This is a genomic window from Phaeobacter sp. BS52 (genome assembly GCF_045040595.1).
GTDB classification, from domain to species: domain Bacteria; phylum Pseudomonadota; class Alphaproteobacteria; order Rhodobacterales; family Rhodobacteraceae; genus Phaeobacter; species Phaeobacter piscinae.
Window position 1 is genome coordinate 2,624,388 of the sequence record NZ_CP090662.1, and the last position, 25,561, is coordinate 2,649,948.

The 25,561-nt window shown below is 59.6% G+C and carries 22 protein-coding genes and 4 pseudogenes; 17 read left to right on the plus strand and 9 right to left on the minus strand.

What is annotated here, in order from left to right; translation table 11 throughout:
- Window positions 1-8: 8 nt before the first annotated feature.
- Window positions 9-443 carry a homoprotocatechuate degradation operon regulator HpaR gene (gene hpaR / locus L0Z65_RS12675; RefSeq protein WP_096870384.1) on the minus strand — a complete coding sequence of 145 codons (435 nt, stop codon included), beginning with the start codon at window positions 441-443 and terminating at the stop codon, window positions 9-11.
- A gap of 229 nt (window positions 444-672) precedes the next feature.
- Between hpaR and L0Z65_RS12680 the strand changes: the two genes are divergently transcribed.
- The 7 genes and pseudogenes from L0Z65_RS12680 to L0Z65_RS12710 all read left to right on the plus strand — a co-directional run bounded on the left by L0Z65_RS12680 (window position 673) and on the right by L0Z65_RS12710 (window position 8,092).
- Window positions 673-2,085: a pyridoxal phosphate-dependent decarboxylase family protein gene (locus L0Z65_RS12680; protein ID WP_405108116.1), complete on the plus strand. Its 1,413-nt coding sequence runs from the start codon at window positions 673-675 to the stop codon at window positions 2,083-2,085.
- A 138-nt stretch (window positions 2,086-2,223) separates the two neighbouring features.
- Complete coding sequence (locus L0Z65_RS12685; protein WP_405108119.1) at window positions 2,224-2,994, plus strand: HpcH/HpaI aldolase/citrate lyase family protein; 771 nt, start codon at window positions 2,224-2,226, stop codon at window positions 2,992-2,994.
- A 142-nt stretch (window positions 2,995-3,136) separates the two neighbouring features.
- Window positions 3,137-4,323: pseudogene (locus L0Z65_RS12690) on the plus strand (substrate-binding domain-containing protein).
- A gap of 92 nt (window positions 4,324-4,415) precedes the next feature.
- On the plus strand, window positions 4,416-5,192 hold the full coding sequence (locus L0Z65_RS12695) for an ABC transporter ATP-binding protein (protein WP_405108122.1): 777 nt from the start codon (window positions 4,416-4,418) through the stop codon (window positions 5,190-5,192).
- A complete protein-coding gene (locus L0Z65_RS12700) occupies window positions 5,185-5,934 on the plus strand; it encodes an ABC transporter ATP-binding protein (RefSeq protein WP_405108125.1) in 750 nt (249 codons plus the stop codon). The genes L0Z65_RS12695 and L0Z65_RS12700 overlap by 8 nt, the downstream gene beginning before the upstream one ends.
- A 59-nt stretch (window positions 5,935-5,993) precedes the next feature.
- Window positions 5,994-7,025, plus strand: coding sequence for a branched-chain amino acid ABC transporter permease (locus tag L0Z65_RS12705; protein ID WP_040171613.1), 1,032 nt, complete (start codon window positions 5,994-5,996; stop codon window positions 7,023-7,025).
- Window positions 7,022-8,092 (plus strand): branched-chain amino acid ABC transporter permease, encoded by a 1,071-nt coding sequence (locus tag L0Z65_RS12710; RefSeq protein WP_405108128.1) that lies wholly within the window; start codon window positions 7,022-7,024, stop codon window positions 8,090-8,092. Before L0Z65_RS12705 ends, L0Z65_RS12710 begins: the two co-directional genes overlap by 4 nt.
- Before the next feature lie 8 nt (window positions 8,093-8,100).
- Here L0Z65_RS12710 and L0Z65_RS12715 read toward each other — a convergent pair whose 3' ends face one another.
- The 4 genes and pseudogenes from L0Z65_RS12715 to L0Z65_RS12730 all read right to left on the minus strand — a co-directional run bounded on the left by L0Z65_RS12715 (window position 8,101) and on the right by L0Z65_RS12730 (window position 12,645).
- On the minus strand, window positions 8,101-9,774 hold the full coding sequence (locus L0Z65_RS12715) for a DUF4139 domain-containing protein (RefSeq protein WP_405108131.1): 1,674 nt from the start codon (window positions 9,772-9,774) through the stop codon (window positions 8,101-8,103).
- 127 nt (window positions 9,775-9,901) lie between these two features.
- A complete protein-coding gene (locus tag L0Z65_RS12720; protein WP_405108134.1) occupies window positions 9,902-10,237 on the minus strand; it encodes a hypothetical protein in 336 nt (111 codons plus the stop codon).
- A gap of 129 nt (window positions 10,238-10,366) precedes the next feature.
- Complete coding sequence (locus tag L0Z65_RS12725) at window positions 10,367-11,389, minus strand: aspartate-semialdehyde dehydrogenase (RefSeq protein ID WP_024095654.1); 1,023 nt, start codon at window positions 11,387-11,389, stop codon at window positions 10,367-10,369.
- A 78-nt stretch (window positions 11,390-11,467) separates the two neighbouring features.
- Window positions 11,468-12,645 (minus strand): annotated as a pseudogene (locus L0Z65_RS12730) (MFS transporter).
- Between the two features lie 174 nt (window positions 12,646-12,819).
- Between L0Z65_RS12730 and L0Z65_RS12735 the strand changes: the two are divergent.
- Window positions 12,820-13,974: a DUF3095 domain-containing protein gene (locus tag L0Z65_RS12735; RefSeq protein ID WP_405108138.1), complete on the plus strand. Its 1,155-nt coding sequence runs from the start codon at window positions 12,820-12,822 to the stop codon at window positions 13,972-13,974.
- A 33-nt stretch (window positions 13,975-14,007) separates the two neighbouring features.
- Here L0Z65_RS12735 and L0Z65_RS12740 read toward each other — a convergent pair.
- Window positions 14,008-14,659 (minus strand): annotated as a pseudogene (locus tag L0Z65_RS12740) (carbonic anhydrase).
- Between the two features lie 138 nt (window positions 14,660-14,797).
- On the opposite strand from L0Z65_RS12740, the gene L0Z65_RS12745 reads away from it, so the two are divergent.
- The 3 genes and pseudogenes from L0Z65_RS12745 to L0Z65_RS12755 all read left to right on the plus strand — a co-directional run bounded on the left by L0Z65_RS12745 (window position 14,798) and on the right by L0Z65_RS12755 (window position 17,742).
- A complete protein-coding gene (locus tag L0Z65_RS12745; RefSeq protein WP_192870574.1) occupies window positions 14,798-15,193 on the plus strand; it encodes a hypothetical protein in 396 nt (131 codons plus the stop codon).
- 296 nt (window positions 15,194-15,489) lie between these two features.
- A pseudogene (locus L0Z65_RS12750) lies at window positions 15,490-16,885 on the plus strand (leucyl aminopeptidase family protein).
- 11 nt (window positions 16,886-16,896) lie between these two features.
- On the plus strand, window positions 16,897-17,742 hold the full coding sequence (locus L0Z65_RS12755) for a C40 family peptidase (RefSeq protein ID WP_096870373.1): 846 nt from the start codon (window positions 16,897-16,899) through the stop codon (window positions 17,740-17,742).
- Between the two features lie 37 nt (window positions 17,743-17,779).
- On the opposite strand, the gene L0Z65_RS12760 is transcribed toward L0Z65_RS12755, so the two are convergent.
- Window positions 17,780-18,124, minus strand: a complete 345-nt coding sequence (locus tag L0Z65_RS12760; RefSeq protein WP_405112549.1) for a DUF2794 domain-containing protein — start codon at window positions 18,122-18,124, stop codon at window positions 17,780-17,782.
- Between the two features lie 68 nt (window positions 18,125-18,192).
- The gene (locus tag L0Z65_RS12765; protein ID WP_405108142.1) at window positions 18,193-18,894 is read right to left on the minus strand and encodes an ArsR/SmtB family transcription factor; all 702 of its coding nucleotides are present in this window, start codon (window positions 18,892-18,894) and stop codon (window positions 18,193-18,195) included.
- A gap of 163 nt (window positions 18,895-19,057) precedes the next feature.
- Between L0Z65_RS12765 and L0Z65_RS12770 the strand changes: the two genes are divergently transcribed.
- Entirely contained in the window at window positions 19,058-19,606 is a 549-nt protein-coding gene (locus tag L0Z65_RS12770; protein WP_405108145.1) for a c-type cytochrome, read from the plus strand.
- A gap of 27 nt (window positions 19,607-19,633) precedes the next feature.
- On the opposite strand, the gene L0Z65_RS12775 is transcribed toward L0Z65_RS12770, so the two are convergent.
- Window positions 19,634-20,257, minus strand: coding sequence for a TetR/AcrR family transcriptional regulator (locus L0Z65_RS12775; RefSeq protein WP_096870370.1), 624 nt, complete (start codon window positions 20,255-20,257; stop codon window positions 19,634-19,636).
- A 358-nt stretch (window positions 20,258-20,615) separates the two neighbouring features.
- Here L0Z65_RS12775 and L0Z65_RS12780 point away from each other — a divergent pair, with 358 nt between their 5' ends.
- From L0Z65_RS12780 to L0Z65_RS12800, 5 genes are all read left to right on the plus strand, one after another.
- Window positions 20,616-21,554: an AEC family transporter gene (locus tag L0Z65_RS12780; RefSeq protein ID WP_405108149.1), complete on the plus strand. Its 939-nt coding sequence runs from the start codon at window positions 20,616-20,618 to the stop codon at window positions 21,552-21,554.
- A 177-nt stretch (window positions 21,555-21,731) separates the two neighbouring features.
- On the plus strand, window positions 21,732-22,565 hold the full coding sequence (gene fghA, locus L0Z65_RS12785) for an S-formylglutathione hydrolase (RefSeq protein WP_405108152.1): 834 nt from the start codon (window positions 21,732-21,734) through the stop codon (window positions 22,563-22,565).
- 3 nt (window positions 22,566-22,568) lie between these two features.
- On the plus strand, window positions 22,569-24,062 hold the full coding sequence (gene sthA / locus L0Z65_RS12790) for a Si-specific NAD(P)(+) transhydrogenase (RefSeq protein ID WP_102897844.1): 1,494 nt from the start codon (window positions 22,569-22,571) through the stop codon (window positions 24,060-24,062).
- Window positions 24,062-24,514 carry a YaiI/YqxD family protein gene (locus L0Z65_RS12795; RefSeq protein WP_096788418.1) on the plus strand — a complete coding sequence of 151 codons (453 nt, stop codon included), beginning with the start codon at window positions 24,062-24,064 and terminating at the stop codon, window positions 24,512-24,514. Before sthA ends, L0Z65_RS12795 begins: the two co-directional genes overlap by 1 nt.
- Before the next feature lie 80 nt (window positions 24,515-24,594).
- Complete coding sequence (locus tag L0Z65_RS12800) at window positions 24,595-25,560, plus strand: DMT family transporter (RefSeq protein WP_405108157.1); 966 nt, start codon at window positions 24,595-24,597, stop codon at window positions 25,558-25,560.
- Window position 25,561 lies beyond the last annotated feature (1 nt).

Here is a 25,561-nt window from a genome sequence, read left to right on the forward strand (position 1 = left end):
ACAGGCCCCTATTCGTCCAGTTGATGCAGCTCGTTCAGCAAATCCAGCAACGCCTCATAGCGATCCTCCCCCATTTGGGCACGGGTACGCTCAATAACGGCAAGGCTTGCATCCAGATTATCGTCAATGACCTGTGTCCCCGCCGATGTGATGCTCACAATCTGGCGGCGGCGATCTATCTGATCCTTCGTACGCTGGATCAGCCCCTTATCCTCAAGCTTCTGCAAGATGCGTGTCAGGCTTGGCAGCAGAAGGCAGGCCCGTTCAGAAATCTGCGTTGGGTCGATCCCTCCGGTTTCCTGAACAACACGCAGCACGCGCCACTGCTGTTCGGTCAAACCGGCGTCGCTCAGCAGCGCTCGGATAGGGCCCATTACACGCTCGCGGGCGCGCAGCAGGGCGATGGGCAAAGATCGGTCAGTGCTTGGTAACTGCTTGGTCATGGCCAATTATCGCCGCCCGGGCGCACAAAGGCAAATCTTCAATGTCAGCGCCAAGCAAGAGAGTGCTTCTGAAAACGGAACGATCAGGGAGGCGTCCGCAAAGACGAGCGAAATGACGCTCAAGCAATCGCATCTATTGATATAATTCCCCAAAGTAGACAGGTTTTAATACACATGTTAATCACATAATGTCTCATGGGTTTCCCCTCTCAGCGCAAAGGACGGCACAATGAACTGGACTGATTTTTCCCATTGGGGGCGCAAGATTGCCGACTGGACCCAACACTACCATCAGACGGTTGGTGACAGGCCGGTGCGCGCCAGAACCGAACCCGGTGACGTTCTGAATGCGCTTCCCGCCACGCCGCCCGAAGCTGGCGAAGGCATGGAGACCATCTTTGCCGATTTTGAAACCGTCGTGATGCCCGGGATCACCCATTGGCAGCATCCACGGTTCTTTGCCTACTTCACCTCCAATGCGGCTGCCCCATCGGTGCTTGCGGAATTCCTCACCTCTGCCATCGCGCCGCAATGCATGCTCTGGCAGACCTCTCCTGCGGCGACCGAAATGGAAACCCGCATGATGGACTGGCTGCGCCAGGCACTTGACCTGCCAGAAGAGTTTCAGGGCGTCATTCAGGACAGTGCCTCTTCCGCCACCCTGGCAGCCGTCCTCACGATGCGGGAAAAGGCGCTAAACTGGCAGGGCAATGAGCAGGGGCTATTTTCCCAGAAGACTTTGCGCATCTACTGCTCTTCGGAGGTGCACACCTCCGTCGATCGCGCCATCTGGGTTGCCGGTATCGGCCAGCAAAATCTTGTCCGTGTTCCAATCAAAGGGGACTGGCGCGGCATGGACCCGGACGCGCTGACCGCAGCAATTGAGGCCGACATCGCGGCTCTAGGCCACCAGCCCGCCGGGGTCATCCTCTGTGTTGGTGGCACGGGAGTTGGCGCCACCGACCCGGTCGATCAGATACTCGATATTGCTGAAAAATATGGTCTCTATACCCATGTGGATGCCGCCTGGGCTGGCTCCGCCATGATCTGCCCCGAATACCGCCATTACTGGCCCGGAATTGAGCGCGCAGACAGCATCGTTTTCAACCCCCACAAATGGCTGGGGGTGCAATTTGATTGCTCTGCCCATTTCTTGAAAGATCCCGACGATCTGCTCCGAACGCTGGCCATAAGCCCCGAGTATCTCAAAACCCATGGCAAAGACAGCATCATCAACTACTCTGAATGGTCGGTGCCCCTGGGCCGCCGTTTCCGTGCGCTCAAAATCTGGTTTCTGATCCGGACCTACGGTCTGGAAGGGCTGCGCCAACGGTTGCGCAACCATGTGACATGGTCACAGCAATTGCATGATCGGCTCCAGTTAGAGCCTGATTTCGAGATCGTAACGCCGCCAATGTGGTCTCTCTGGTCCTTTCGGTATCAACCCGATGGAGCCAAGGATCTGGATGATCTGAATCTGCGGTTGGTGAATGCGATCAACGACGATGGCCGCATTTACCTGACCCAGACCCGCGTCGATGGCGCACTGGTGATCCGTTTTCAGGCAGGGCAATTTGAAACAACCGAAGCCGATGTCATGATGGCACATGATGTCATCACCGAAATCGCCCGAACGCTATAGCACCGACCAACCCGCTCCGCCGAGGCTGGTGCGTGGCCGCTGGACAAGCTGCGGCGCGGGGCGATACCTTTTTTCCTCAGTCGTGACCGCTCCGAACAAACACAAGCGATCGCGCCCAATCCAGACCGGAGAGTTTCTATGCCCGCACACAAAAACACCTTCAAACAGGCGCTGGCCAACGGGGATCGTCAAATCGGCTGCTGGATGAGTTTTGGCGAAGCAGCCGTCGCCGAAATCATGGGGACCTGTGGCTTTGACTGGCTGGTGATCGACGGCGAACATGCCCCCAATGACATCCGCTCCATTCGGGATCAGTTGATGGCACTGGCAGCATCGGCCAGCCATCCGGTGGTGCGCGTGCCGGTGGGGGAGACATGGATCATCAAACAGGTGCTGGACGCCGGTGCGCAAACCGTTCTGGTCCCCATCGTGGAGGACGCAGATCAGGCCCGCGAACTTGTACGCGCCTGCCAGTACCCGCCACATGGCACCCGTGGGGTCGGCGCGACAGCAGCGCGGGCGACGCTGTTCGGAACGACCAGCGACTATATTCAAACCGCAGATCAGCAGATCTGCCTGCTGTTGCAGGTCGAAAACCGTAAAGGCATCGAAAATCTCGACGACATTCTGGCGGTGCCGGGTATTGATGGTATCTTCATCGGGCCCGCCGACCTCTCCACGGATATGGGACATCAGGGCAATTCGGCCCACCCGGAGGTGCGTGCCGTGATTGCCAACGCGCTGGCGCGGATCAAGGCCGCAGGCAAGGCGCCGGGCATATTGGGCACCTCACCCGAGGCCACACAGGCCTATTTCGACATGGGAGCGCAGTTTCTCGCCGTCGGGATTGACGTTATGCTGCTGGCGCAGAGCGCGCGCGCCCTCGCCACGAACTGGACATCGAAGTAGCCACCGGCACCCCAAGAGAGAAAACCGCGTGAGAAAATACGTATTTTCGCGCAATTGACCGGTTTGACACCCCGCCGCTAGCCTGCCACGACAGGAGCGAGACCGCGCCAGATAGCTTGGCGCGCCACGAGGGAGTTACAGGATGAAACGCACATTTGCTGCGGGGATGGTCTCCGCACTGATGCTGACGTCAGCTATGGCCACCGCCGCCTTTGCTGATATTAAAATCGCCCATGTCTATGGCAAAACCGGCCCGTTTGAAGCCTACGCCAAACAGTCACACGACGGTCTGATGCTGGGGCTGGAATACGCCACCGACGGCACCATGGAGGTGAACGGCGAGAAGATCGTGGTGATCGAAAAAGACACGCAGCTGAAGCCCGAGAATGGTAAGGCCCTGCTTGAGGAGGCCTATGGCGACGATGAGGTCGATCTGGCCATCGGGCCGGTCAGCTCCGGCGTTGCGCTGGCGATGCTACCGGTCGCCGAGGAATACGAAAAATTGCTGATTGTAGAGCCGCAGCGGTTGCTGACTCCATTACCGGGTCGAACTGGAACCGCTATATTTTCCGGACCTCTCGCAACTCCTCTCAGGATGCCGTAGCCAGCGCCATCGCTTTGGCTGGGGACAACGTGCATATCGCAACGCTGGCCCAGGACTACGCCTTTGGTCGCGACGGCATCGCCGCATTCCGCGAAGCCCTTGCCGCGCAGGGTCACGAGATCGTCCACGAAGAATTCGCACCGACCGACACCACCGACTTTACCGCGGCCGGGGAACGGATCTTCAACGCGATGAAAGATCTCGAAGGCGAAAAGAAGCTCTTCATCATCTGGGCCGGTGGCGGCAACCCCTGGGCCAAAATCAACGCCATGGATCCCAGCCGGTTCGGGATCGAATTTGCCGGTGTCGGCAATATCCTTGCCGCTCTCAAGGGGTTCAAGGATTTCGCGGGCATGGAAGGCGGCACGTACTACTACTATGAGCTGCCTGACAATCCTGTGAACGACTGGCTCGTCAAAACCCATTTTGAGCGGTTTGACAGCCCCCCGGATTTCTTTACCGCAGGCGGCATGGCCGCAGGAATCGCGGCTGTGGAAGCCATCAAGAAAGCCGGGTCTACCGACACCGAAGCGCTGATCACCGCAATGGAAGGCATGGAGTGGGAAACCCCGAAGGGCACCATGCAATTCCGGGCTGAAGATCATCAGGCGCTACAGCCGATGTATCACTTCAAACTACGCGTCGAAGATGATGTCGAATGGGCGATCCCCGGGCTGGTTCGCGAGCTGAGCATCGACGATCTGCCGATCCCGGTGCGCAACTGATCGTACCCTTCTCTCAGGTCCGGCGCATGTGGTGCCGGACCTGATGCGAAGCGGATAACCGCGATTCAATCCTACTCCACACGGATCCGTTCATGACCGCCCCCCTTCTGACCACCGATGATCTGACTGTACGCTTTGGTGGGCACGTGGCTGTCGATGCCGTTACTTGTGCCTTTCACGCCGGTGAACTGACCGCCATCGTCGGTCCCAACGGCGCTGGGAAGACCACCTATTTCAATCTGATTTCCGGGCAGATCCCTGCCAGCGCCGGACGCGTCACGCTGAACGGTCAGGACATCAGCTCCGCATCCGTCTCAGCCCGCACGAAGGCTGGTATCGGACGCGCTTTTCAGATGACCAACTTGTTTCCCGATCTGACCGTTCTGGAAAATGTCCGCCTGGTGGTTCAGGCCAAAGCCGGGCGCGGATTCAACCTTTGGTCCATGGTAACAGGCCACGCCGACCTTATTGATCAGGCCGAAGATATCCTAGCCCGTGTGCGCCTTCTGGAGGAGCGTAACCAGATCGTCTCAGAGCTGTCCCACGGCAATCAGCGCAAGCTGGAAGTCGCTCTGCTGATTGCCCTCGACCCGCTGATCTACATGTTTGACGAACCAACCGCCGGGATGAGCGTCGATGAGGCCCCGGTTGTGCTGGACCTCATCGCGGATCTGAAAGCGCAGAGCGACCGCACTGTCCTATTGGTGGAGCACAAGATGGATGTGATCCGAACGCTCGCCGACCGCATTATCGTTCTGCACAATGGCGCGCTGGCGGCAGATGGTGCCCCGGCCGAGGTGATGGCCTCGGACATCGTGCAAGAGGCCTATATGGGGCGCGGACTTGAGGGAGTACTGGATCATGTCTGATCTCCCTCACACTGAGACCATCGGCGATCCCATCCTTCGGATTGAAGGGATCTATACGAATATTGCGCAGTACCATATTCTTCAGGGCGTCGATCTCAACGTCCCGCGCGGCGGCGTTACCATGCTGCTGGGGCGCAACGGCGTCGGTAAAACCACCACCCTGCGCAGCGTGATCGGGCATTGGCGGGCTCATCGCGGGCGTATCCTCTTTGACGGCGATGACATCACTCGGATCCCCACCGCCAACATAGCGCGCTCAGGCCTGGGATTCGTCCCCGAAGACATGGGCATTTTTGCAGATCTGACCGTGGAGGAGAACATGGTGCTGGCCGCTGTCTCCGGCCCCATTGATCCCGCGCGTCTGGACTGGATCTTTCAAGCTTTTCCGCCGCTGAAGACATTCTGGACCTCCGAAGCAGGCAATCTATCCGGTGGGCAGAAACAGATGCTATCGATTGCCCGCGCCATGATCGAAGAGCGCAAGCTCTACCTGATTGACGAACCAACCAAGGGGTTGGCCCCTGCGATCATTTCCACGATGGCCCGCGCGCTCAAGGATCTAAAGGATCAGGGAGCCTCAATCCTGATGGTCGAACAGAATTTCGCCGTCGCAAAGGCACTTGGCGATACCGCCAACGTGATGGACGACGGCCGCGTGATCTGGTCCGGAGAGATGGCCGAACTGGTCGACGATCCCACCCTACAGGAACGGCTGATGGGCCTCAGCATGGAAGCGAAGTGAATGATGTCTGACGGTCGATACATATCCCGCAATGGCTGCATCGGACAGGAGATAACCCGATGAGCACAGCCCCTGAACACAGCCCAACAATGGCTCGGTCTTCGGTGGCCGACAGGCTGGCGCCTTATGCGCCGCTTATGCTGGTTCCGGTCTTGGCAATCGCCGGTCTGATCGCGGTGCAGAACCCGGCCAGCTGGCTGACCCTGACCGTGTCCGGTCTGGCCATGGGGATGATGATCTTCCTGATGGCGTCAGGGCTCACCTTGGTGTTCGGCCTGATGGACGTTATTAACTTCGGTCACGGCGCCTTTGTCTCGGTTGGAGCCTTCATCGGGATCTCCGTCCTGCTGACACTGGGTCATCTGACCAATGCCCCCTCGCTGGGGCTGAATCTGCTGGCAATCCTGGCTGCGGTTCTTGCCGCAATGGCTGCAACCGCCGTCATGGGCTGGGCTTTCGAACGGGTGATTGTCAAACCTGTCTACGGCAACCACCTCAGTCAGATCCTTGTCACCATGGGGGGGCTGATCATTGCAGAGCAGCTGATCATTGTCCTGTGGGGGCCAGAGGAAATCTACTTCACCCGCCCCGAAGCACTAAAAGGCGCGCTCACCTTCGGCGATGCCGCGATTGAGAAATACCGGCTGGTCACAGTCGGCGTTGGGTTGGCTGTCTTTGCCGCCATGCGGTTTGTCCTGCGCCGCACCAAGATCGGCCTGATCGTCCGGGCCGGTGTACAGAACGGGGAGATGGTCGCGGCGCTGGGATACCGGCTGAGGCTGGTTTTTATCGGTGTGTTCATCGCCGGATCGGCATTGGCCGGACTTGGGGGCGTTATGTGGGGCCTCTATCAGGAGGTGATCACCGCCCATATGGGCAATCAGGCGATGATCCTGATCTTCATTGTGGTGATCATCGGCGGGCTGGGGTCGGTTGAGGGCTGCTTCATCGGCGCGCTGCTGGTCGGGCTGCTGCAGAATTACATCGCCTTCGTAGAGCCGAAACTGGCCCTTGTTTCCAATATCGCCTTGATGGTGGCCATCCTGATGTGGCGGCCGATGGGCATGATCCCGGTGGTAAAGGCAAAATGATCCGTACCCTTCTCTCTGGCGATCTGCCGCGTTCCCGCATTCTGGCCCTGCTGCTTGCGGTTATCCTGATCTGTCTGGCCTTCGCGCCCTTTTTGTTTCCCGGCGTTCGCACCGTCGACACAGCCGCGCGCATCTGTATTTTTATCGTGCTGGTGGCGAGCTACGATCTCTTGCTGGGGTACGGCGGTATCGTCAGCTTTGCGCATACGATGTTCTTCGGCATGGGCGCCTATGGGGTCGCTCTCACCTCAACCCATATGGGGCGTGGCTTTGACGCGTTGGCAATCGGGTCTATCACGGGGGCGGCGCTCGCTGCGGTTCTGGCGCTGCTGATCGGGTTATTTTCCCTGCGGGTCCGAGCGATCTTCTTTGCCATGATCACGCTGGCTGTTGCCTCAGCCGTGGCGGTTCTGGTCAGCCAGCTTTCAGGACTCACAGGAGGCGAAGATGGGCTGACCTTCAAGACCCCACGCGAATTGGGGCCTGCGTTCAAATTCGGCAAAGAGACGTTTGACGGCGCATTGTTCGGGGTCAAACTGAACGGAAAATTGCTGACCTACTACCTGATTTTCGGCGGCAGCGCGCTGCTGTTCCTGGCTCTGTTGCGGGTTGTGAATTCGCCGTTTGGCCGCGTACTGCAGGCGATCCGGGAGAATGATTTCAGAGCGGAGGCGATTGGCTACCGTGTAGTCTACTATCGCGTCACCGCCACCTGCCTCTCAGCTGCGATCGCCGCGTTGTCGGGATCTCTCTACGCGATCTGGCTGCGCTATGTAGGGCCGGACACCACCCTGTCGATGACAATTATGATCGACATTCTGCTGATGGTCGTCATTGGCGGCATGGGCACCATCTACGGCGCGGTCATCGGCGCGACCCTGTTCGTGCTGGCACAGAACTATCTGCAAAACCTGATGGGCGTTCTCTCCAGCATGACCGAAGGACTGCCTCTGCTGCCCGAACTGCTCAGCCCGGACAGGTGGCTCCTGTGGCTTGGTGTGCTGTTCATTCTCAGCGTCTATTTCTTCCCCAGTGGCGTGGTCGGCCGCTTGCGCGGCCAACGTTAGCGCGCAGATCAGCGCAGGATCTGGCCTTCGGGCCAGCTCAGCTCCGTCTCGATCTCGATCACTTCGGTCGCACCCGCCGCAATCTCCATATCCCAGGCCAAGATGCCACGCTGTTTCTCGACGTTTTCCTCAGTCGGTGCAGGGCGGGCGTCCCAGGTAATCTCCAGCGCGTCCTGCTGAGAATAGGGGACACGGTCCAGCAGGCGCAGCGGCCAGGCACGGTTCGTGAGGTTCTCCACTTCAATCTCGACCCGGCGGACCTGTTCAGTGTTGCGCGAAATCAGCCCCTGCTCCCCCTCGCTCTGGTCAAGAATATCGCGGCTTAGGGTAAGACCTTTGATTGCGCCAAAGCCCAAATCCGCCTCTGCTCCCGGTGCCAGCCCGGCAAAATCTGCGACGGCAACCAATTTGCCATCGACAAAATGGGCCGCCTGCGTCGCAGCCAACAGCTGTTCACCAAACTCATTAGTAAAGCGTACCATCCGGTAGGCGGTCTCATTGCGCAGCGGCACCGCTTGGGCCGTGAGCGTCGCGGTGGTCTTCAGGCTATCCATCTCCAACCGCAGCGCCTCTGCCCCTGATGCGACGGAGACCGGCGTATCAAACCCATAGACCGCGGCGACACCACTGCGGTCGACAGACCATTGCCGAAATATCTCCTCAACCACCACAGCCGCTTCGATAATAGGCTCGTTCGCAAGATCCAATTCCATATCAGATGACAGCCGCTGTTTCGATGTTGGCGCGGGCATTGGCTTCTCGATCCGCCGCAGCTGTGGGAAAAGCCGCGAGGGCGCTGATTGCCCCATAGGTTCCGCCGTCGACAGCGTCAGCGCAACATCCTGCCAGTTTTCGCCCGTGTCCTGAGACAAGATCACGCTGCGGTTCAACGTCAGCTCCGGATCACTGCCAGTAGCGAGATGCAACTCATAGCTCGGAGACCAGCCGATATTGCCAGCCCCTTCAGTCAGATACTGCATCCGGATTGAGACCTCACCCGCAGTCGCTGCCTCAACCGTTACCTCAATGTAGAGGCGGTCCTCGTCCTCTAGCGACAGAGCCGCAAGCGCAGTGCGCGCCTCGTTCAAACTTTCCTGCAAGGTGACGAGCGCTTGCTCCTTATTGCGGGCCTCAGCCTCGGCATCAACGATCTGGCGGTGATTTTCGGCTGCACGACGGCTGATCATCAGAGCGATATCGGCAAGCGCAGTGGCATCCGTACCCACAAGCCCGTCATTGCTGCCAAGCTGCTCCAGGAAATGAATAGAACTGCGCGCCGCATGGGCCGCGGACCGTGCGCGCGCCACCTCATCTTCCACCGCGGCGATCTGTGCTTCGATCTCATCTATGCGCGCTTCGGCGGCTTCAATCTCCGGTGTCGACGCGTCACGTGGCGGAACGAACTCATCTCGCACCCGGGTACTGATCCTGCGGGCGCCGTCTATTTGAACCTGCAGGCTCGCGGTCTCCGCACTTTGCGGCACGCCTTGCAGGATCAGCTCGTGCTGCCCCTCAGGCAACACCACATCGGCGGTCCGGGTAATCTGCGCCAGCCCCGGATACAGCGTGACCGCTGAAATCTGGCTGTCGACTTGTATCACGTCAGAAACCGCAGCTGTGGCAACACATGTGGTCACGGCAAACGTCGCGCCAAAGGTCACATTTGAAAAAGCAGATCGCATAATTTCTCTCGACTGATGAACACTGCGGGGCAATGCCTCGCCTGTCACCGAACCTAGAGATGCATCGGCGCTGTGACCAGTTGCATCCGCGACTGCCTGCCTGCCACCCCTTTGTATCTGGGGCCTCTCAGAGATATTCAGGCAAAGGTTCGCCGAAACGCGTTTCCAGATCTCGGCCTGGGAAGCCCAGAAACCGGCAGGTGCAGATTTCAACATGGCTATGGGCATCCCGCAGGCGAATACGCCCGTCTTTCCGCTCCAGGTAGAATCCCTTACTGCGCAGTGCGCGGATCAGATCCAGCCAGGTCTTTGCGGTGCGGAAACTCTCGCTCAGGACCATTCTCAGCTGTGCCGCCATCTCAGCGTCCAGCCGCGAACTATTGCGTGCGGAGGCCCAGGCGCTTTCGCCCGCGCGAACGCGCTCACTATCTGCGATCTCTTGCGCTGATCGTTTTTCCATCATGGTCTAACCCCCCTTTACCGTTGTCTAACCCCCATCAGACTAGTGGCATCAAGGCTGGCAAGAACAGCTGTACAAACGGTAAAGGGGCCGCCTCTTTCGAAGCAGCCCCTTACCTGAATGGATAGGTTTTTAGCCTTTTTTCAGAACTTCACGTCCAAGAAGCTCGGCGATCTGAACCGCATTCAGAGCAGCACCCTTGCGCAGGTTATCGCTGACACACCACAGGTTCAGACCGTTATCCAGGGTCGAATCCTGACGGATGCGGCTGATGAAGGTTGCAAAATCACCGACACATTCGACGGGCGTCACGTAGCCGCCGTCTTCGCGCTTATCGATCACCATGATCCCTGGTGCTTCACGCAGGATGTCACGGGCCTCATCTTCATCGAGGAAGTCTTCGAATTCGATGTTGATCGCTTCGGAGTGACCGACAAAAACCGGCACCCGCACGCAGGTCGCGGTGACCTTGATTGAGGGATCAACGATCTTCTTGGTCTCAGCGACCATCTTCCACTCTTCCTTGGTCGAGCCGTCGTCCAGGAAAACATCGATGTGCGGGATCACGTTGAAGGCGATCTGCTTGGTGTAGACGCTCGGCGGTACGTCCTGTGTCGGGTTGTAGACCGCTTTGGTCTGATCCCACAGTTCGTCAATCGCATCTTTGCCGGAGCCGGACACAGACTGATAGGTCGACACCACAACGCGTTTGATCTTGGCACGATCATGCAGCGGCTTCAGCGCCACAACCATCTGCGCGGTGGAGCAGTTGGGGTTGGCGATGATGTTCTTCTTGGCATAGCCGTGCACCGCCTGCGGGTTCACCTCAGGCACGATCAGCGGCACGTCATGATCATAGCGGTACAGCGACGAGTTATCGATAACGACACAGCCAGCCGCAGCCGCTTTCGGCGCGTATTTCTTGGTGGCGTCGGAGCCAACGGCAAACAGCGCCATATCCCAACCGGCGAAGTCGAACGTGTCCAGATCCTGGGTCGTCAGTGTCTTGTCGCCGAATGTAACTTCGGTGCCGAGGGATTTGCGGCTCGCCAGAACTGCAATCTCATCCACAGGAAACTGGCGTTCCGCCAGAATATTCAGCATTTCGCGACCCACGTTACCCGTGGCGCCCGCGATAACGACGCGATAACCCATTTTGTTTCTCCAATTGTATCCGGCCTCGTGACCGGCTGCGGTGTCTTATCGGGAAAGCCCGCGCGAGGGAAGGCTAGATCAATCCAAGCTGTCGCGGCTGAGCAGATATATTGCGCACCCGGCCGCCAAAAACGCGAGGAGGAAACCAAAAATGACAAAATACGGTAAGGAAAGCTCCGCTCCGGTTGTTTCCGCATGCAGACGCCCACTGGCAAACTGCATGATTCCCACGCCGCCAATGCCAAAGAAGTTGAGCATGGTCACCCCCCGCCCCACCAGATGCGGCGGCACAAAGGCGCGTCCTTGCGCCAGGATGACCGGGAAGGCCGCACCAAAAAACCCAACAGCCGCCATCAGAGCCACCACCAATGGCACCGGCCCGTCGATGAACAGCATCAGGCCACCCAGCGCCGCACAGGCCAGAAGATTACCGCCAAGCACCACACCTTTGCGTGTTCCCAAAAGCCGATCCATCGGACCATAGGCAAAGGTGCCGAGAATCATCGCAACCCCCATCACCAGACTGGCAACCCCGATCGCCTCAGATCCAAGGCCAAAGACATCACTCATATACGGGCCGATCCACAAGCCACGGAGCGCAGCCGACGGGGCATAGGCCACAAACATCATGATGAATATCGGCCAAAGCACAGGCATGCGCAGAATATCCAGCACAGAACCCCTGGGGCCGCCGCTCATCTCAACCCGCGCCGGCCCTTGACTGTGAGGGCAATACCAAGCGCTACCGCAGTCGAGATCCCCGCGAGCCCAAACAATGTGCCGCGCCATCCCAGCACCTCAACCGCAAGCGCGGTTGGATAAGACGCCACCAGGTTCCCTAGGGAACCAACACCCAGCATCAAGGCCGCCAGTGTCGCAAAGCGGCGCGGCGGATACTCCCGCGCGAATATGTAATAGGATGCCATGAGGACAGGCGAACATCCCACCCCGATCAGGACCATCGCAAGGCTGATGTGAACCGGCTGGCTGGCCAGCGCAAACACCAGCGTCCCGCCGCCGCCGCCCAGGAGCAACAACGCCGCGGCAGTACGGCTTGGCCCGATACGATCCAACGCCCACCCCACCGGCAGCTGCATGACGGCGAAGGTCAGGAACCAAAGCCCGGAGGCAAAGGCAAGATCCTCAGGCGAGGCGCCCAGATCGGTTTGAAGGGCAGAACTGAGCACTGCCAGAAATGCGCGAAAGAACTGGCTGAGCACATAGCCCAGACATAAGATAATCAGCCCCACCTGCATGAAATCCCCCCGAATGAGCTGCGCGACCCCGGCACATGACCCGGACCGGAAATCTGATCGGTCCACAGTGGCGATTTCGCACCAATTCACAAGAGCGCGAAACCACTTAGCCGTGATTGGTCGTGCGTCACAGTCGCGCTAGGCTATGGTGTCTGCAGGATGAACGGATCGCATATGACACAGGATGGTTTCTACCAAAGCCTCTCGCCCAGCCGCGATTTCGCTGGCCTGACACGGGCGGGCGCTTTTACACCGCTGCCCAGAGACTGGATGGTGGGATGCTGCGATATCGTCAATTCCACCGATCTGATCGCATCGGGGCGCTACAAAACGGTGAATACCATCGGAGCCTCGGTGATCGCAGCCATGATAAACGCCTTGCAGGGGGTGCCGTTTCCCTATGTGTTTGGCGGTGACGGAGCCTCCTTTGCAGTTGGTCCCGAACATGCCGACATTGCCCGTGACACCTTGGCTCGCTTGCGCAGCTGGGCCAGTGCGGAGTTTGACATCGACTTGCGGGCGGCTCTGCTCCCGGTGTCCTGGATCCGGGCCGAGGGGCTGGATGTTGCTGTGGCCCGCTATGCTGTATCCGAAGCCGCTGACTATGCGATGTTCGCGGGTGGTGGCCTGAACTGGGCCGAACGGCAAATGAAGCTCGGCGGCTTTGAAGTGCCGCCCGCCCCGCTGCCCGATCCACCGGATCTGACCGGCCTGTCCTGCCGCTGGAACACAATTCCGGCCCGCAACGGCCTGATCCTTTCGGTGGTGGTGCAACCCGAACCGACCGCCTCTGCCAAGGATTTTGCAAAAATTGCCAGTGATATTCTCGCCGTGGCGGACCAGCTACAGCGCAATGGCCATCCGGTACCGGAAGGGGGGCCAAGCTTTAGCTTCCCGCCGCCAGGCCTTACCCTTGAGGCCAAGATCTCACGCGGGAAGACTGCTCTGATCCTGCGCAAGGCTCAGCTGTTTATTCAGACAACATTGGCCGCGTATGCCCTTAGCCGAAAGCGCCCGCTAGGCAGTTTTGATGCGCAGCATTATCGCAGGATGTTGGTGGCCAATGCCGATTTTCGCAAATTCGACGATGGCCTTAAGCTGACGCTCGACTGCCCACCACAAGTGCGCGACGACATTACGCGGATCTTGGAGAAAGCTGCGACCGCCGGTCATGCCCGATACGGGCTCCACGAACAGGATGAAGCGCTGGTGACCTGCATTGTTCCATCGGTGATGCGTGACGATCATGTCCACTTCATCGATGGCGCCTCTGGCGGCTATACCCAAGCCGCGCTGCGGATGGCGGCCTCAGGCCCGACGACGGCCTGAGAGCCACCCCGACCCGCCGTCCAGCTGCGCGACTCAGACTTGCTGGAAATTTCCGCTTCGCGGTTCATAGCACTCCAGCCCGCCTTCGCCGATATCAGTCCACAGACCATGCAGGCTCAATGTGCCATCACGTACGGCACTGTCGATGAACGGGAAGGTCATCAGGTTTTCAAGCGATGCCACAACCGCCTGACGCTCAAACTGACGCGCCTGGGTATCGGTGTCCTCAATATCCTCAACCAGGGAAAATTTCGGTTTCAGGATATCCATCCAACGCCCCACGAAGCTCTCCTTGGCATCCAGGGCTAGGCGCGTGGCCTTTGCACATATCGATACAGCCCTGCACGCCGCCGCATTGTGAATGACCCAATACGATCAGATGCGCCACTTTCAGAACGGTGACGGCATATTCGACGGTCGCACTGGTCCCGTGGTGGTCACCGTCCGGCTGATAGGGTGGCACCAGATTCGCGATATTGCGGTGGATGAAGAACTCGCCCTGATCGGCGCCGAAAATCGAGGTGACATGCACCCGGCTGTCACAGCAGGAGATAACCATCGCGCGCGGGCGCTGGCCCTCACTGGCAAGCCGCCGGTACCAGCCCTGATTGTCGCTATAGGTCGTGGCTTTCCACCCGTGATAGCGCGTCACCAGATAGCTCGGCAGGGGTTTGGCAAATTGCATCTGTTGTTCCTCGATTGACCTTTGGCAGGTCTGTTATCAAGGATTGTTAGCAAATTCGAGAGATTTGACCACCTGCTTGGAAACCTTTTGACAACTTCTGAGGCGCAAGTTTGGCCCGTGCCGTGGGGGCATGAATAAATGGGGTTTAATGTGGTGGCTCAAATACTCACTGTAATACACAAAGAAAACGTGCGCCTGGACTCCGACAAATTGTCGGATCTCTATGCGCAACTTGGCGAAGCAGGGGCCGAAGATGTGGTCTGTCGCGCGATTGAGGAACTGGCCGTGCGCCTATCTCATTGCGAACGGCTGTGGCGGCAAAACGATATGGCCAACCTGCGAAAAAGCGCGCGATCGCTGATCGCTATCGCTGATCAGATCGGAATGACAGCTATGGCGCGGGTGGCCCGTGACGTGACCGGGGCAATTGATATCGACGATTTCGCTGCGGTGTCTGCAACCCTTTTCCGACTGATGCGGATAGGAGAGCGGTCCCTGACTGCCGTCTGGGAACAACAAGACCTTTCAGTCTGACGCGTGATCCTGGGGGGACACGTGCTTAGATACGTCTGACAGCGGATCTGCCGCCGACGGAGCCTGTCTCCACCTGTCAGACCCAAGGTAGACTGCGCACCACCGATTGGTTTCGTTGTGACGTATATAATGCGTCCGGGCTCTTTCCAGGGCCCTTGTTGGCGTTCTATCCACAACAATTCACCGGTGGCACCCGCTGGAAACAGCGGGTCGCCCCGGCAATTGCAGGGCTTGCAGACAGCGCTGTGGCAGATACTGTGACGATCAAATCGCCCCCCGAGCCGGAGTATCCTGCTATGCCCTCTGCCAAGCATCCTGCCTTTGCCAAACCGGACACCGCAAGCATCGCTTTGCATCTGCTGGATCAGAACACCTGCGAGGGATGGTTGGCCAAGGCACCGGCCGAGACTGCGACCTGGGCGCACGCCAACGGGTTTAGCGGTGCCATTGGGCAAGTCCTTACCCTCCCGGACAAAGATGGCCAGCCACGGCAGGCCTTGGTCGGATATGGTACGGAGAAAGACCGCGCGCGGCGCAGATTTATCCTGGCCGGTGCACTGTCCAAACTGCCCAAGGGCACATACCATCTCGCCGAAGGCATTGCCCAAGAGGACCGCCCGGCAGAGTGCCTGGGTTGGCTGCTCGCCCAGTACAGGTTTGACCGCTACAAAAGCGGGCGAGACCCCGAGACCCATCTGATTGCGCCCGAGGGTGTGTATAGCGCCCGGATCGAAGCCCTCGCTGCCGGGGAGTTCCTGACACGGGATCTGATCAACACACCGGCGGCAGACATGGGCCCGGCAGAGCTGCAGGCCGCGGCACAGACCCTTGCCGACCAACATGGCGCAAGCCTCGATGTGATCGCAGATCAGCGACCTTCTGGCGCAGAATTTCCCGATGATCCATACCGTCGGCCGCGCCTCTGATCGCCGCCCACGCTTGCTGGAGATGCGCTGGGGCAGCGCTGGTCCCAAGCTGACACTTGTGGGCAAAGGCGTCTGTTTCGACACTGGCGGACTGAACCTCAAACCCGGCAGCAGCATGGGGCTGATGAAGAAAGATATGGGCGGCGCGGCCAATGTATTGGGACTGGCCCATATGATCATGGCGCTGCAGCTGCCCGTCGCGTTACGTGTGCTTATCCCGGCGGTCGAGAACAGTGTCTCTGCCAACGCGTTCCGCCCCGGCGATGTGCTGACCGCCCGCAACGGGTTGACCGTCGAGATCAACAATACCGATGCCGAAGGTCGGCTGGTTCTGGCCGATGCACTTGCCTATGCGGCGGAGGATACGCCGGATCTATTGATTTCCATGGCAACACTGACCGGTGCGGCCCGCGTTGCCGTCGGTCCGGATCTCGCGCCGTTTTATACAGATGTTGACGCTGATGCGGATGCCATCAACGCGGCAGCAGCTACGGTCGCCGACCCGGTCTGGCGCATGCCCTTCCACGCCCCTTACGAGGCAATGATCGAGCCGCAAATTGCCGATCTGGACAATGCACCCAGCGGCGGTTTCGCTGGCTCAATCACCGCAGCCCTGTTCCTGCGCCGTTTTGCCGGAGAACACCGCTACATGCATTTCGATATCTATGGCTGGACCCCCAGCGCAGCACCGGCGCGCCCCAAAGGTGGTGCATTGCAAGGCGCGCGCGCTGTGTTCGAGGCGCTCCCTCAGATGCTGAAACTCTGAAGGATAGGACGATGGATCCCCGCCGCACGCCCGCAAACGACCGCGTAGTCGCCGCACATCTGGCCTTGGATGCCAATGGCAGGAAAATCGTTGAGGGGCGGCCTGCACAAGTTTGCCTACCCGTGGTAAATCTGCTGCGGCGCCCGGACGGACCAAGAGACCGGCAACTGCTGCTCGGGGCTGAAATCACCATCTATGATGACCACGACGGTTGGGCCTTCGTGCAGGCCGTTGCAGATCGCTATGTCGGCTATATCCCGACCTCGGCGCTGGAGCAGTCCCCCGAGCCCGTCACGCATCGGATCTGCACCCCGGCGACCCATGCCTATAGCACTGCAAATATGAAATCTGCAGATCTCTGCAGCCTCAGCCATGGCAGCAGGTTGCGCGTCTCCAGCCTCGGCGAGAAATTTGCTGAAACAAATCAGGGCTACGTCCCCCGGCATCATCTGCAGCCAATCTCGCAGATCGACAAGGATCCGGTCGCCGTTGCGCAGCTGTTCCTTGGGACCCCTTACCTATGGGGCGGCAACAGCCGCTGGGGCATTGACTGTTCCGGTCTGGTTCAGGCGGCGATGCTGGCCTGCGGGGTGGCTTGCCCCGGTGACAGTGACCAGCAAGAGCATGAGTTGGGCGACAATATCCCGCTTGGCAACGCAGCCGTGCCCACCGATCTGCAACGAGGTGACCTGCTGTTCTGGAAGGGACATGTGGCACTGATGCAGGACCCCGAAACCATGATCCATGCAAACGCCTATCACATGGCCGTCGCCCTGGAGCCTGTTGCTGCAGCCGTGGAACGGATCATGTCACAGGGTGATGGACCGGTCACCGGCCATCGGCGCGTCATCCTCTGAGGCGAAGCCCGCCGCCGTACAAAGGCGTGTCAGGCAGTCAGGTCACCGATCTGATCAGCTTACGCTCAAGCACCCGCAGCACCATTCGCAGATCATGTCCACGTTTCAGGATCTGACCATCCATGCCGACAACCGCATATTGTCCTTGCCGGTTGCGCAGCTTGGGCCGCTTTTCGATCCGGTACAATGGGTGCTCAGCCGTGCGGCGAAACACCGAAAATACAGCCAGATCCCGCAGGGTGGAAATGCCGTAGTCCCGCCATTCCCCGGCGGCAACCATACGACCATAGAGCGACAGGATCACCGAAAGTTCGGTCCGATGAAAGGCAACCTGCTGCGGGTCAGAAAACGATGAGAAGGGCTGCACGTGGTCAAAGCTCATATCAACAGGGTCGCGCCAAACAGCCCGCAAATCAAGCATTATTGCTGATCCACCGCGCCGCGCCGCCCTCAGGACGGCGAAAGTTCGGGCACGACAGACCGCGTATTCAGACCAATGATCTGCTCAAATGCCGCGCGACCGGGCGTCGTCAGCAACAGCCCCCGTTTAACGGACTGGCGCTTCACCCACCCCGCATCCAGCGCGTGGGACAGCAACTGACGCCCTAAAGCGCCTGAAATATGCAGACGCCGTTCGGTCCAGTCCATACAAGGGCGGGCAAATGGCTGCCGTCCCGGCTGGTCAGGCAGCACCACACCAAGCCTGTCCCATTCTGTCGCCGGGATCACCTCAAACCCGCCGTTGCGCTCAACCAGAAGGCCCAGCTCGATGAAACGCGCGGTCATCGCCACAGCCAGAGGGCCCGCAAAATGGTCGTAGCAGCTACGGAGCGGTGCCAACTGACCCGCCTTGCGCTGCTGTGCGCGATGCAGATGATCCGACGGCGCAATCGCCGCCAGCTGTTCGAGGGTATGGGCCACCTCCGCACTGGCCAACCGGTGAAACACACAGCGCCCGCGCTTTTCGGCCACCACCAGACCTGCGGACTGCAACATCTGCAAATGCGCGGTGGCAGTGGGCGGGGTGACACCAGCGGCTGAGGCCAGCTCCTTGTTGGTGTAGGACCGTCCATCCAGCAATTCGCACAACATACGAGTGCGGCTGGCATCAGCCAGGGCCTGGCCCAGAATATCAAATCGTGGCGTACTCATGCACAGAGACTAACCCAACGCCCGGGATCAGGCCCAGTACAAACATTTCGCCCGCCGTCGAACGGTTCGCTGTTGGAAGTCCGTTTGCGCATTAACCGCGATCTAACCTGATCCGCCTAATCTGGCGGCCTTGCGACACATCTGGTTAGGGAAACAGCAGGCGATGACACTCCACCTGACAAAGGCAAGCACCCACCCGGCGCGGGTCGTCGCAGTGTCTCCGAACACCCGCCAACTTCTGATGCCTCTCTTTGCGGTGTTGAGTAGTCTGTTGCTGATGGCGGCATTGCTATTGCTCGCGGGCAAGGTTGAGGCAGAAAGCCCCGCACCGAACAAATATGTTGCCGAGCGCATCGCCCTGATGAGTAGCCAGAAAAAGGCGCTTCAGGATCTCACCGCAATGACGCGGGATTATATTGCGTTTGATCGGTCCGGCGCCCGTGCGGCGCGACGGACCCTAATCCGGTCGACACGCCGCATTCCGCGCCATTTCCGCCGCGACGTGACAGATCTCTCGTCCCACGCGCGCGGTGGCATTTGGACGAACTGGGCTGATTTCAAACGCCATGCCGATGATGCTGAAAAAGCGGCGCGCGCGCTGAATATCCGCTCCGCCTCAGGACTAAGACGCAGTTTGCCAAGGCTGATCTCTGCCTGTCACAACTGCCACCAGATCTATCGAAACACGCCAAGGGAATTCACCACCCACTAAGGCCGCGATCGGCCCGTCGTCTAAAATTTAGGCAGACACACCATAACGGGCGAGGAATGTCGTGATCGCCGCATCGACCACCCGCTCCCGCTCCTGCAGTCCGATCTCAGCTTCGATATTGAACAGCAGGCGCAAGAACATATCCGCGCGACACAATTCGGCAAACTGATCCGCAGCCAGATCCAGATCGTCGATCTTCAGTTCGCCACGTGATGTTGCCTCCGCCAGATACTCTCGCAGCTGGGACCGAACGGTCGCAGGCCCGCTTTCATAGAACCGCCGCCCCAGGTCGGGAAACCTGTCCGCCTCGGCAACGCAGATGCGAAACATCTTCACACCGAATTCCGACAGGATCACTGAGAGGATATGATGACCCGCCTCGCGCAGCGCCGTTTCAGGCTCGTAACAGCCTGACGCGATGGTCACCGCCCTATCCGCCTGACGGGCACACCCGTGGCGGGCAACCTCCATGAACAGCAGCCGCTTGTCCGGAAAATAGCTGTAGAGCGTCGCCTTCGAAACACCGGCTTTGCGGGCGATGTCATCAACGCTGGCGCCTTCAAACCCATGGGCCATGAATACATCCCGCGCGCCCTGAAGCACCTGGTCATATTTTCGGCCCTTACGGGGAATGGCGGCTGGCTGGTTCATTCATACTCTCTGCTGTGGCCTCGGGTGCGACCGGATCTGTCGCAGATCTCGGGTCCAATCTACACATTCGCAAACGAGGTCAAGCGTTGCCTCACGCCCATTTGTAACACCTTGATAGCCTGTGAGTTAGCGCTCCGGACGCTGAAGGGAAATAAACCTGCCGTCAGAACGTTGCGACACAGGCAACAGCGCTGCCACCAGCACGGCTGCGCGCCAGACCCATCGGCATTGCAGTGCCGATGGATAGGGCAGTGCGTGGAAACCCAAGTGCCAGGTTCGATACGGGACCAAACACTCGTTCCCGACGGAGACAGAACCCTCTTTCCGCGTTGGTCAATTCAGGTTACCAATTGCGGCGATGCTCGATATATTTCTGAGAACACTTCCGTTTTTTGCAATTATTGGCCTTGGATATTGGGCCGGGCGCAGCCGTTTCTTCTCCGAGGAGGCAACTGCGAGCCTGACCAAATTTGTCTTCTACTTTCCATTGTCGGCGATGATTTTTCGGTTTGCCGCCAATCTGTCCTTCTCCGAAATCTTCGACCCCCGGCTGATCCTCGGTTACCTGCTGGGCACGATGGCGGTCTATGTCCTGACCACGCTGATAGCGCTTCTGCGGCGTCTCGATATGCAGACCGCCGCGGTTGAGGCGCAATGTGCAGCCATCGGCAATGTCGGTTTTCTTGGCTTGCCGATGATGGTTCTGCTGTTTGGTCCTGCCTCAGTAGGACCAATGATGCTGATCCTCAGCGTCGATCTGGTGGTGTTTTCCTCCCTGATCGTGGTTCTGATAAACGTCGGGCGTGGCAGCGGGTTCGGCGGTGATACGCTTCGGCTGGTTGGGCGGGGGCTGCTGCAGAACCCGATGATCCTGTCCATTTGCGCCGGGCTGATATGGTCAGCCCTGGCCCTGCCGATTCCGACGCCTGCCAATGCGTTTCTGGCGCTGCTTGGCGATGCGGCAACGCCGGGGGCTCTCTTTGCCATCGGCGCCTCTCTGGCGTCGAAATCCGCAGAACGGGTCCAGATCGCCAGCTGGCTCAGTTTTGCCAAACTGGTGTTGCATCCGACCGCTGTGGCCCTCTGTCTACTGCTGCTTATCCCGGTCGATCCTTATGCCGCGGCGGTTGCAATTGCCGCCTCTGCGCTGCCGGTTGCCGGCAATGTCTACATGCTGGCCCAGCACTATGGCGTCGCACCGCATCGGGCCTCCGCCGCAATTCTGCTCTCAACGACCCTCTCTATCCTGACATTGCCGATGGTGATCGCCTGGGTTTCAGTCCTGACGCTGCCCTAACAGGGGCCAAGCGTCCTGATGGGCGGATCAGGCCAGCACTTCAGACCGCCAGAGACCGCAGTCTTCAGGTTTTTGCAATCATATGTCGCAAAAACAAGAGCCGCAGACGCGCAGTCACTGGACGCTATGGCTGACCACAGGTAGCGATAGACCAACAAGGAACAAAGGAGTCGCCCCATGGAAACCGTCTCGGAAAATGCCGCCTTCGGAGGCGTGCAAGGCGTCTATCGCCATGCCAGCAGCAGCACCAACTGCGACATGACCTTTGGGCTGTTCCTGCCGGAGGAAGTCGCCGACGGCCCGGTTCCGCTGCTGTGGTATCTCTCCGGGCTAACCTGCACCCATGAAAACGCGATGACCAAGGCCGGGGCGCAAGCCTGGTGCGCCGAACAGGGCATCGCCATGGTTTTCCCCGATACCTCCCCCCGTGGCGAAGGGGTCGCCGATGATGAGGCCTACGATCTGGGTCAGGGCGCTGGTTTCTACGTGAATGCCACACAGGCCCCCTGGGCTTCGCATTTCCAGATGTGGGACTATATCACCGAAGAACTGCCCGCTCTGCTCGGCGAACAGTTTGCGCTGGATATGGACCGCCAGTCGATCACCGGCCATTCCATGGGCGGACATGGCGCGTTGACCATGGCGATGAACCTGCCGGGCCGGTTCCGGTCGGTGTCGGCCTTCGCACCAATCTGCAACCCCTCCGCCAGTGACTGGGGTCGCAAACAGCTGTCTGCATACCTTGGCGCAGACCAGGCGGCCTGGGCCCGTCACGATGCCACCCTGATGATGCAGGATAGCGGCTTTGACGGGCCTATGCTGATCGACACCGGAACATCAGACCAGTTTCTCGATCTGCTGCAGCCCGAAGCACTGGCGCAGGCAGCCGCGGCGCGCCGCCAGCAGGCGGTCTTGCGGATGCAGCCCGGCTATGACCACAGCTATTTCTTTGTCTCCACCTTCATGGAGGATCATGTCTCCTTCCATGCCGAAGCGCTCTACCGGGGCTGAACCATGACAGACTACAACTATGATCTCATCATTATCGGCTCTGGCCCCTCTGGCCGGACTGCAGCCATTCAGGCCGGGAAGCTGCACCGCCGCGTGTTGGTGATCGACCGCAAGGATCGGCTCGGCGGTGTCTCGGTCCACACCGGCACCGTCCCGTCCAAAACCCTGCGTGAAACCGTACTGAACCTCTCCGGCTGGCGCGAGCGCAGTTTCTACGGACGTGCCTACCGGGTCAAAGATCAGATTCAGGCCGAGGATCTGAAGGCACGCCTGCATATGACGCTCGACCATGAGGTTGACGTACTGGAACACCAGTTCAACCGCAACCATGTTGAGGTTCTGCCCGGCCTGGCCCGTTTTGTCGGCCCAAACGAGGTCGAAGTTGCAACCGAGGCAGGTGATACCACCCGTGTGACTGGCGAGAAATTCCTGATCGCCACCGGCACGCGGACCTATCGCCCGGACTACGTGCCGTTCAACGGCAAAACCGTAGTCGATGGCGATGAATTCCTTGAGATGGAGGAAATCCCCCGCTCGCTCGTTGTTGTTGGTGCGGGCGTGATCGGCGTTGAATATGCCACAATGTTCTCCGCCCTTGATGTGCGCGTGACCTTGATCGAGCCGCGCGACACCTTCCTTGATTTCATCGACAGCACTCTGATCCAGGATTTCACCCATCAGATCCGCGAAAACGGTGTCGATCTGCGGCTTGGCTCGGCCATCACCAAGATTGAGGATGAGGGCAGCCATATCGAGGTCAGCCTAGAGAACGGGCGCCATGTGCGCGGCGACATGCTGCTGTTTGCGGCGGGCCGCATGGGCAATACCGAGGCGCTGAACCTTGAAGCCGTCGGGCTGGAGACGGATCATCGCGGCCGTCTTAGCGTGGACCGCAAATCCTACCAGACCACCGTGCCGCATATCTATGCCACCGGCGACGTGATCGGTCACCCCTCGCTGGCCTCGACCTCGCTGCAGCAGGGCCGGGTCGCGGCCTGTCATGCGCTGGAGACCCCAACCCTGCCGGAAAGCCCCTGGTTCCCCTACGGGATCTATTCAGTGCCCGAAATGTCCACCTGCGGCATGTCGGAGGAGGAATTGCAGGAACGCGGCATCCCCTATGAGATCGGCATCGCCCGCTTCCGCGAAACCTCACGCGGGCACATCATGGGGCTTGAGCACGGCATGCTGAAAATGCTGTTCTCCCTCAAAACCCGCCGGGTTTTGGGCGTCCAGATTGTCGGCGAAGGCGCGACTGAGCTGATCCACATTGCGCAGGCGGTTCTGAACCTCAAAGGCACGGTGGACTACTTCGTTCAGAACACCTTCAACTATCCAACCCTGGCGGAGGCGTACAAGATCGCTGGCCTTGATGCCTTCAACCGGATGCCCATCCCTGATGAATTCAAGGTGAAGAAATCAGACGCGGAGACATCCAAGCCCGCTGCCAAGGGTAAATCGACAGCCAAGGCAAAGCCCACCAAGGCTGCGGAGTAATGGCGCTCTATATCGACGCCGATGCCTGCCCGGTCAAAGCCGAAGCCGAGCGCGTGGCAACCCGCCATAAGGTCACCATGTACGTGGTCTCCAATGGCGGGCTGCGCCCGTCGCAGAACCCGCTGGTGGAAACGGTGATCGTATCAGAAGGCGCCGATGTGGCGGACATGTGGATCGCGGAACGCTGTGGTGCGGGCGATGTGGTGGTTACCGGAGACATCCCGCTGGCCGCCAAATGTATCGAGGCTGGCGCCCGAGTACTGCGCCATAATGGCGAGCGGTTCACGGAGGCCAACATCGGCCAGCAACTGGCGATGCGTGATCTGATGGCAGACCTGCGCGCCGCCAATCCACTGGGTGCGGGCGGCAGCGGCAAGGGGTTTACCAAGGCGGATCGCTCCCGATTTCTGGATGCGCTGGAGCGCGAAATCCGCGCCGCAGCTGCCAACTGACCCACGCCGGTTGCGCAGCCCTTGCCTCTGGCCTCTCTTTGCGCCACTGATCGCAGGGCAGACGACCAGAGGGGGCAGACGTGACGCAGCAACAGGCCAGCCTTTCAGTTCTTGGCGTCTTTGCCGCTATTGGCGCCGCGGTCTGCTTCTCCATCATTGATGTGATCTTCAAATTCCTGTCCGGGGACTATCCGCTCTATCAGGTGGTGATGCTGCGCTCCGTGGTGGCAATGGTTGTGTTGCTGGTGCTGATTATCCCGCTCGAAGGCGGCTACGGTATCCTGCGGACGCGTCAACCTCGCCTGCATTTGCTGCGCAGCCTTGCTGTGCTGTTTGCCAACCTCTGTTTCTTCACCGGTCTTGCGATCATGCCAATGGCTGAGGCGGTGGCCATTGCCTTTGCCACGCCACTGGTGGTGACCAGCCTGTCGGTTCTCTTCCTGAAGGAACGGGTCGGCCCCTGGCGCTGGACGGCAGTCGCAATTGGCTTTGCCGGGATCCTGATCATCATGCGCCCTGGTCCCGGCACCTTTCAACCGGCTGCGATCCTGCCGTTTCTGGGGGCCTGCGGCTACGCCACGCTGCATGTCCTGACCCGACGTGCGGGCGGCGCGGACAAGGCGGCAACGCTCTCCTTTTATCCCACGTTGGGCTTCTTGCTGGTGAGCACCCTCGTGGGGCTGACAACCGGCGTTGGGCGCTTTGCCAGTTCTGACAACGCCGGGGTACAGTTCATTCTGCGCGCCTGGATTTGGCCTGCACCGCAGGACTGGATCCTGTTCCTCATCGTCGGGCTGGCGGGCTCCATCGGGGGCTACCTTGTCAGCCAGGCCTACCGCCAATGCGAGGCCGGTCTGGTCGCCCCATTCGAATATATCGCCATGCCAATGGCTGTAATCTGGGGGGTTCTGGTGTTTGATGAATGGCCTGACGGGCCTGTTTGGATCGGATCCACCTTGATCATTGGCGCCGGGCTTGTTTCAGTCTGGCGCGAAACCCGCCGCAGTCGCCCGGCGCCACGCCCGCGGCCGCGCTCGACCGGATAGG

What these genes read in the sequence shown, in the direction of transcription:
- hpaR (WP_096870384.1), bottom strand. Translation starts at nt 443, where the DNA reads ATGACCAAGCAGTTACCAAGCACTGACCGATCTTTGCCCATCGCCCTG.
- L0Z65_RS12680 (WP_405108116.1), top strand. Translation starts at nt 673, where the DNA reads ATGAACTGGACTGATTTTTCCCATTGGGGGCGCAAGATTGCCGACTGG.
- L0Z65_RS12685 (WP_405108119.1), top strand. Translation starts at nt 2,224, where the DNA reads ATGCCCGCACACAAAAACACCTTCAAACAGGCGCTGGCCAACGGGGAT.
- L0Z65_RS12695 (WP_405108122.1), top strand. Translation starts at nt 4,416, where the DNA reads ATGACCGCCCCCCTTCTGACCACCGATGATCTGACTGTACGCTTTGGT.
- L0Z65_RS12700 (WP_405108125.1), top strand. Translation starts at nt 5,185, where the DNA reads ATGTCTGATCTCCCTCACACTGAGACCATCGGCGATCCCATCCTTCGG.
- L0Z65_RS12705 (WP_040171613.1), top strand. Translation starts at nt 5,994, where the DNA reads ATGAGCACAGCCCCTGAACACAGCCCAACAATGGCTCGGTCTTCGGTG.
- L0Z65_RS12710 (WP_405108128.1), top strand. Translation starts at nt 7,022, where the DNA reads ATGATCCGTACCCTTCTCTCTGGCGATCTGCCGCGTTCCCGCATTCTG.
- L0Z65_RS12715 (WP_405108131.1), bottom strand. Translation starts at nt 9,774, where the DNA reads ATGCGATCTGCTTTTTCAAATGTGACCTTTGGCGCGACGTTTGCCGTG.
- L0Z65_RS12720 (WP_405108134.1), bottom strand. Translation starts at nt 10,237, where the DNA reads ATGATGGAAAAACGATCAGCGCAAGAGATCGCAGATAGTGAGCGCGTT.
- L0Z65_RS12725 (WP_024095654.1), bottom strand. Translation starts at nt 11,389, where the DNA reads ATGGGTTATCGCGTCGTTATCGCGGGCGCCACGGGTAACGTGGGTCGC.
- L0Z65_RS12735 (WP_405108138.1), top strand. Translation starts at nt 12,820, where the DNA reads ATGACACAGGATGGTTTCTACCAAAGCCTCTCGCCCAGCCGCGATTTC.
- L0Z65_RS12745 (WP_192870574.1), top strand. Translation starts at nt 14,798, where the DNA reads ATGGGGTTTAATGTGGTGGCTCAAATACTCACTGTAATACACAAAGAA.
- L0Z65_RS12755 (WP_096870373.1), top strand. Translation starts at nt 16,897, where the DNA reads ATGGATCCCCGCCGCACGCCCGCAAACGACCGCGTAGTCGCCGCACAT.
- L0Z65_RS12760 (WP_405112549.1), bottom strand. Translation starts at nt 18,124, where the DNA reads ATGAGCTTTGACCACGTGCAGCCCTTCTCATCGTTTTCTGACCCGCAG.
- L0Z65_RS12765 (WP_405108142.1), bottom strand. Translation starts at nt 18,894, where the DNA reads ATGAGTACGCCACGATTTGATATTCTGGGCCAGGCCCTGGCTGATGCC.
- L0Z65_RS12770 (WP_405108145.1), top strand. Translation starts at nt 19,058, where the DNA reads ATGACACTCCACCTGACAAAGGCAAGCACCCACCCGGCGCGGGTCGTC.
- L0Z65_RS12775 (WP_096870370.1), bottom strand. Translation starts at nt 20,257, where the DNA reads ATGAACCAGCCAGCCGCCATTCCCCGTAAGGGCCGAAAATATGACCAG.
- L0Z65_RS12780 (WP_405108149.1), top strand. Translation starts at nt 20,616, where the DNA reads ATGCTCGATATATTTCTGAGAACACTTCCGTTTTTTGCAATTATTGGC.
- fghA (WP_405108152.1), top strand. Translation starts at nt 21,732, where the DNA reads ATGGAAACCGTCTCGGAAAATGCCGCCTTCGGAGGCGTGCAAGGCGTC.
- sthA (WP_102897844.1), top strand. Translation starts at nt 22,569, where the DNA reads ATGACAGACTACAACTATGATCTCATCATTATCGGCTCTGGCCCCTCT.
- L0Z65_RS12795 (WP_096788418.1), top strand. Translation starts at nt 24,062, where the DNA reads ATGGCGCTCTATATCGACGCCGATGCCTGCCCGGTCAAAGCCGAAGCC.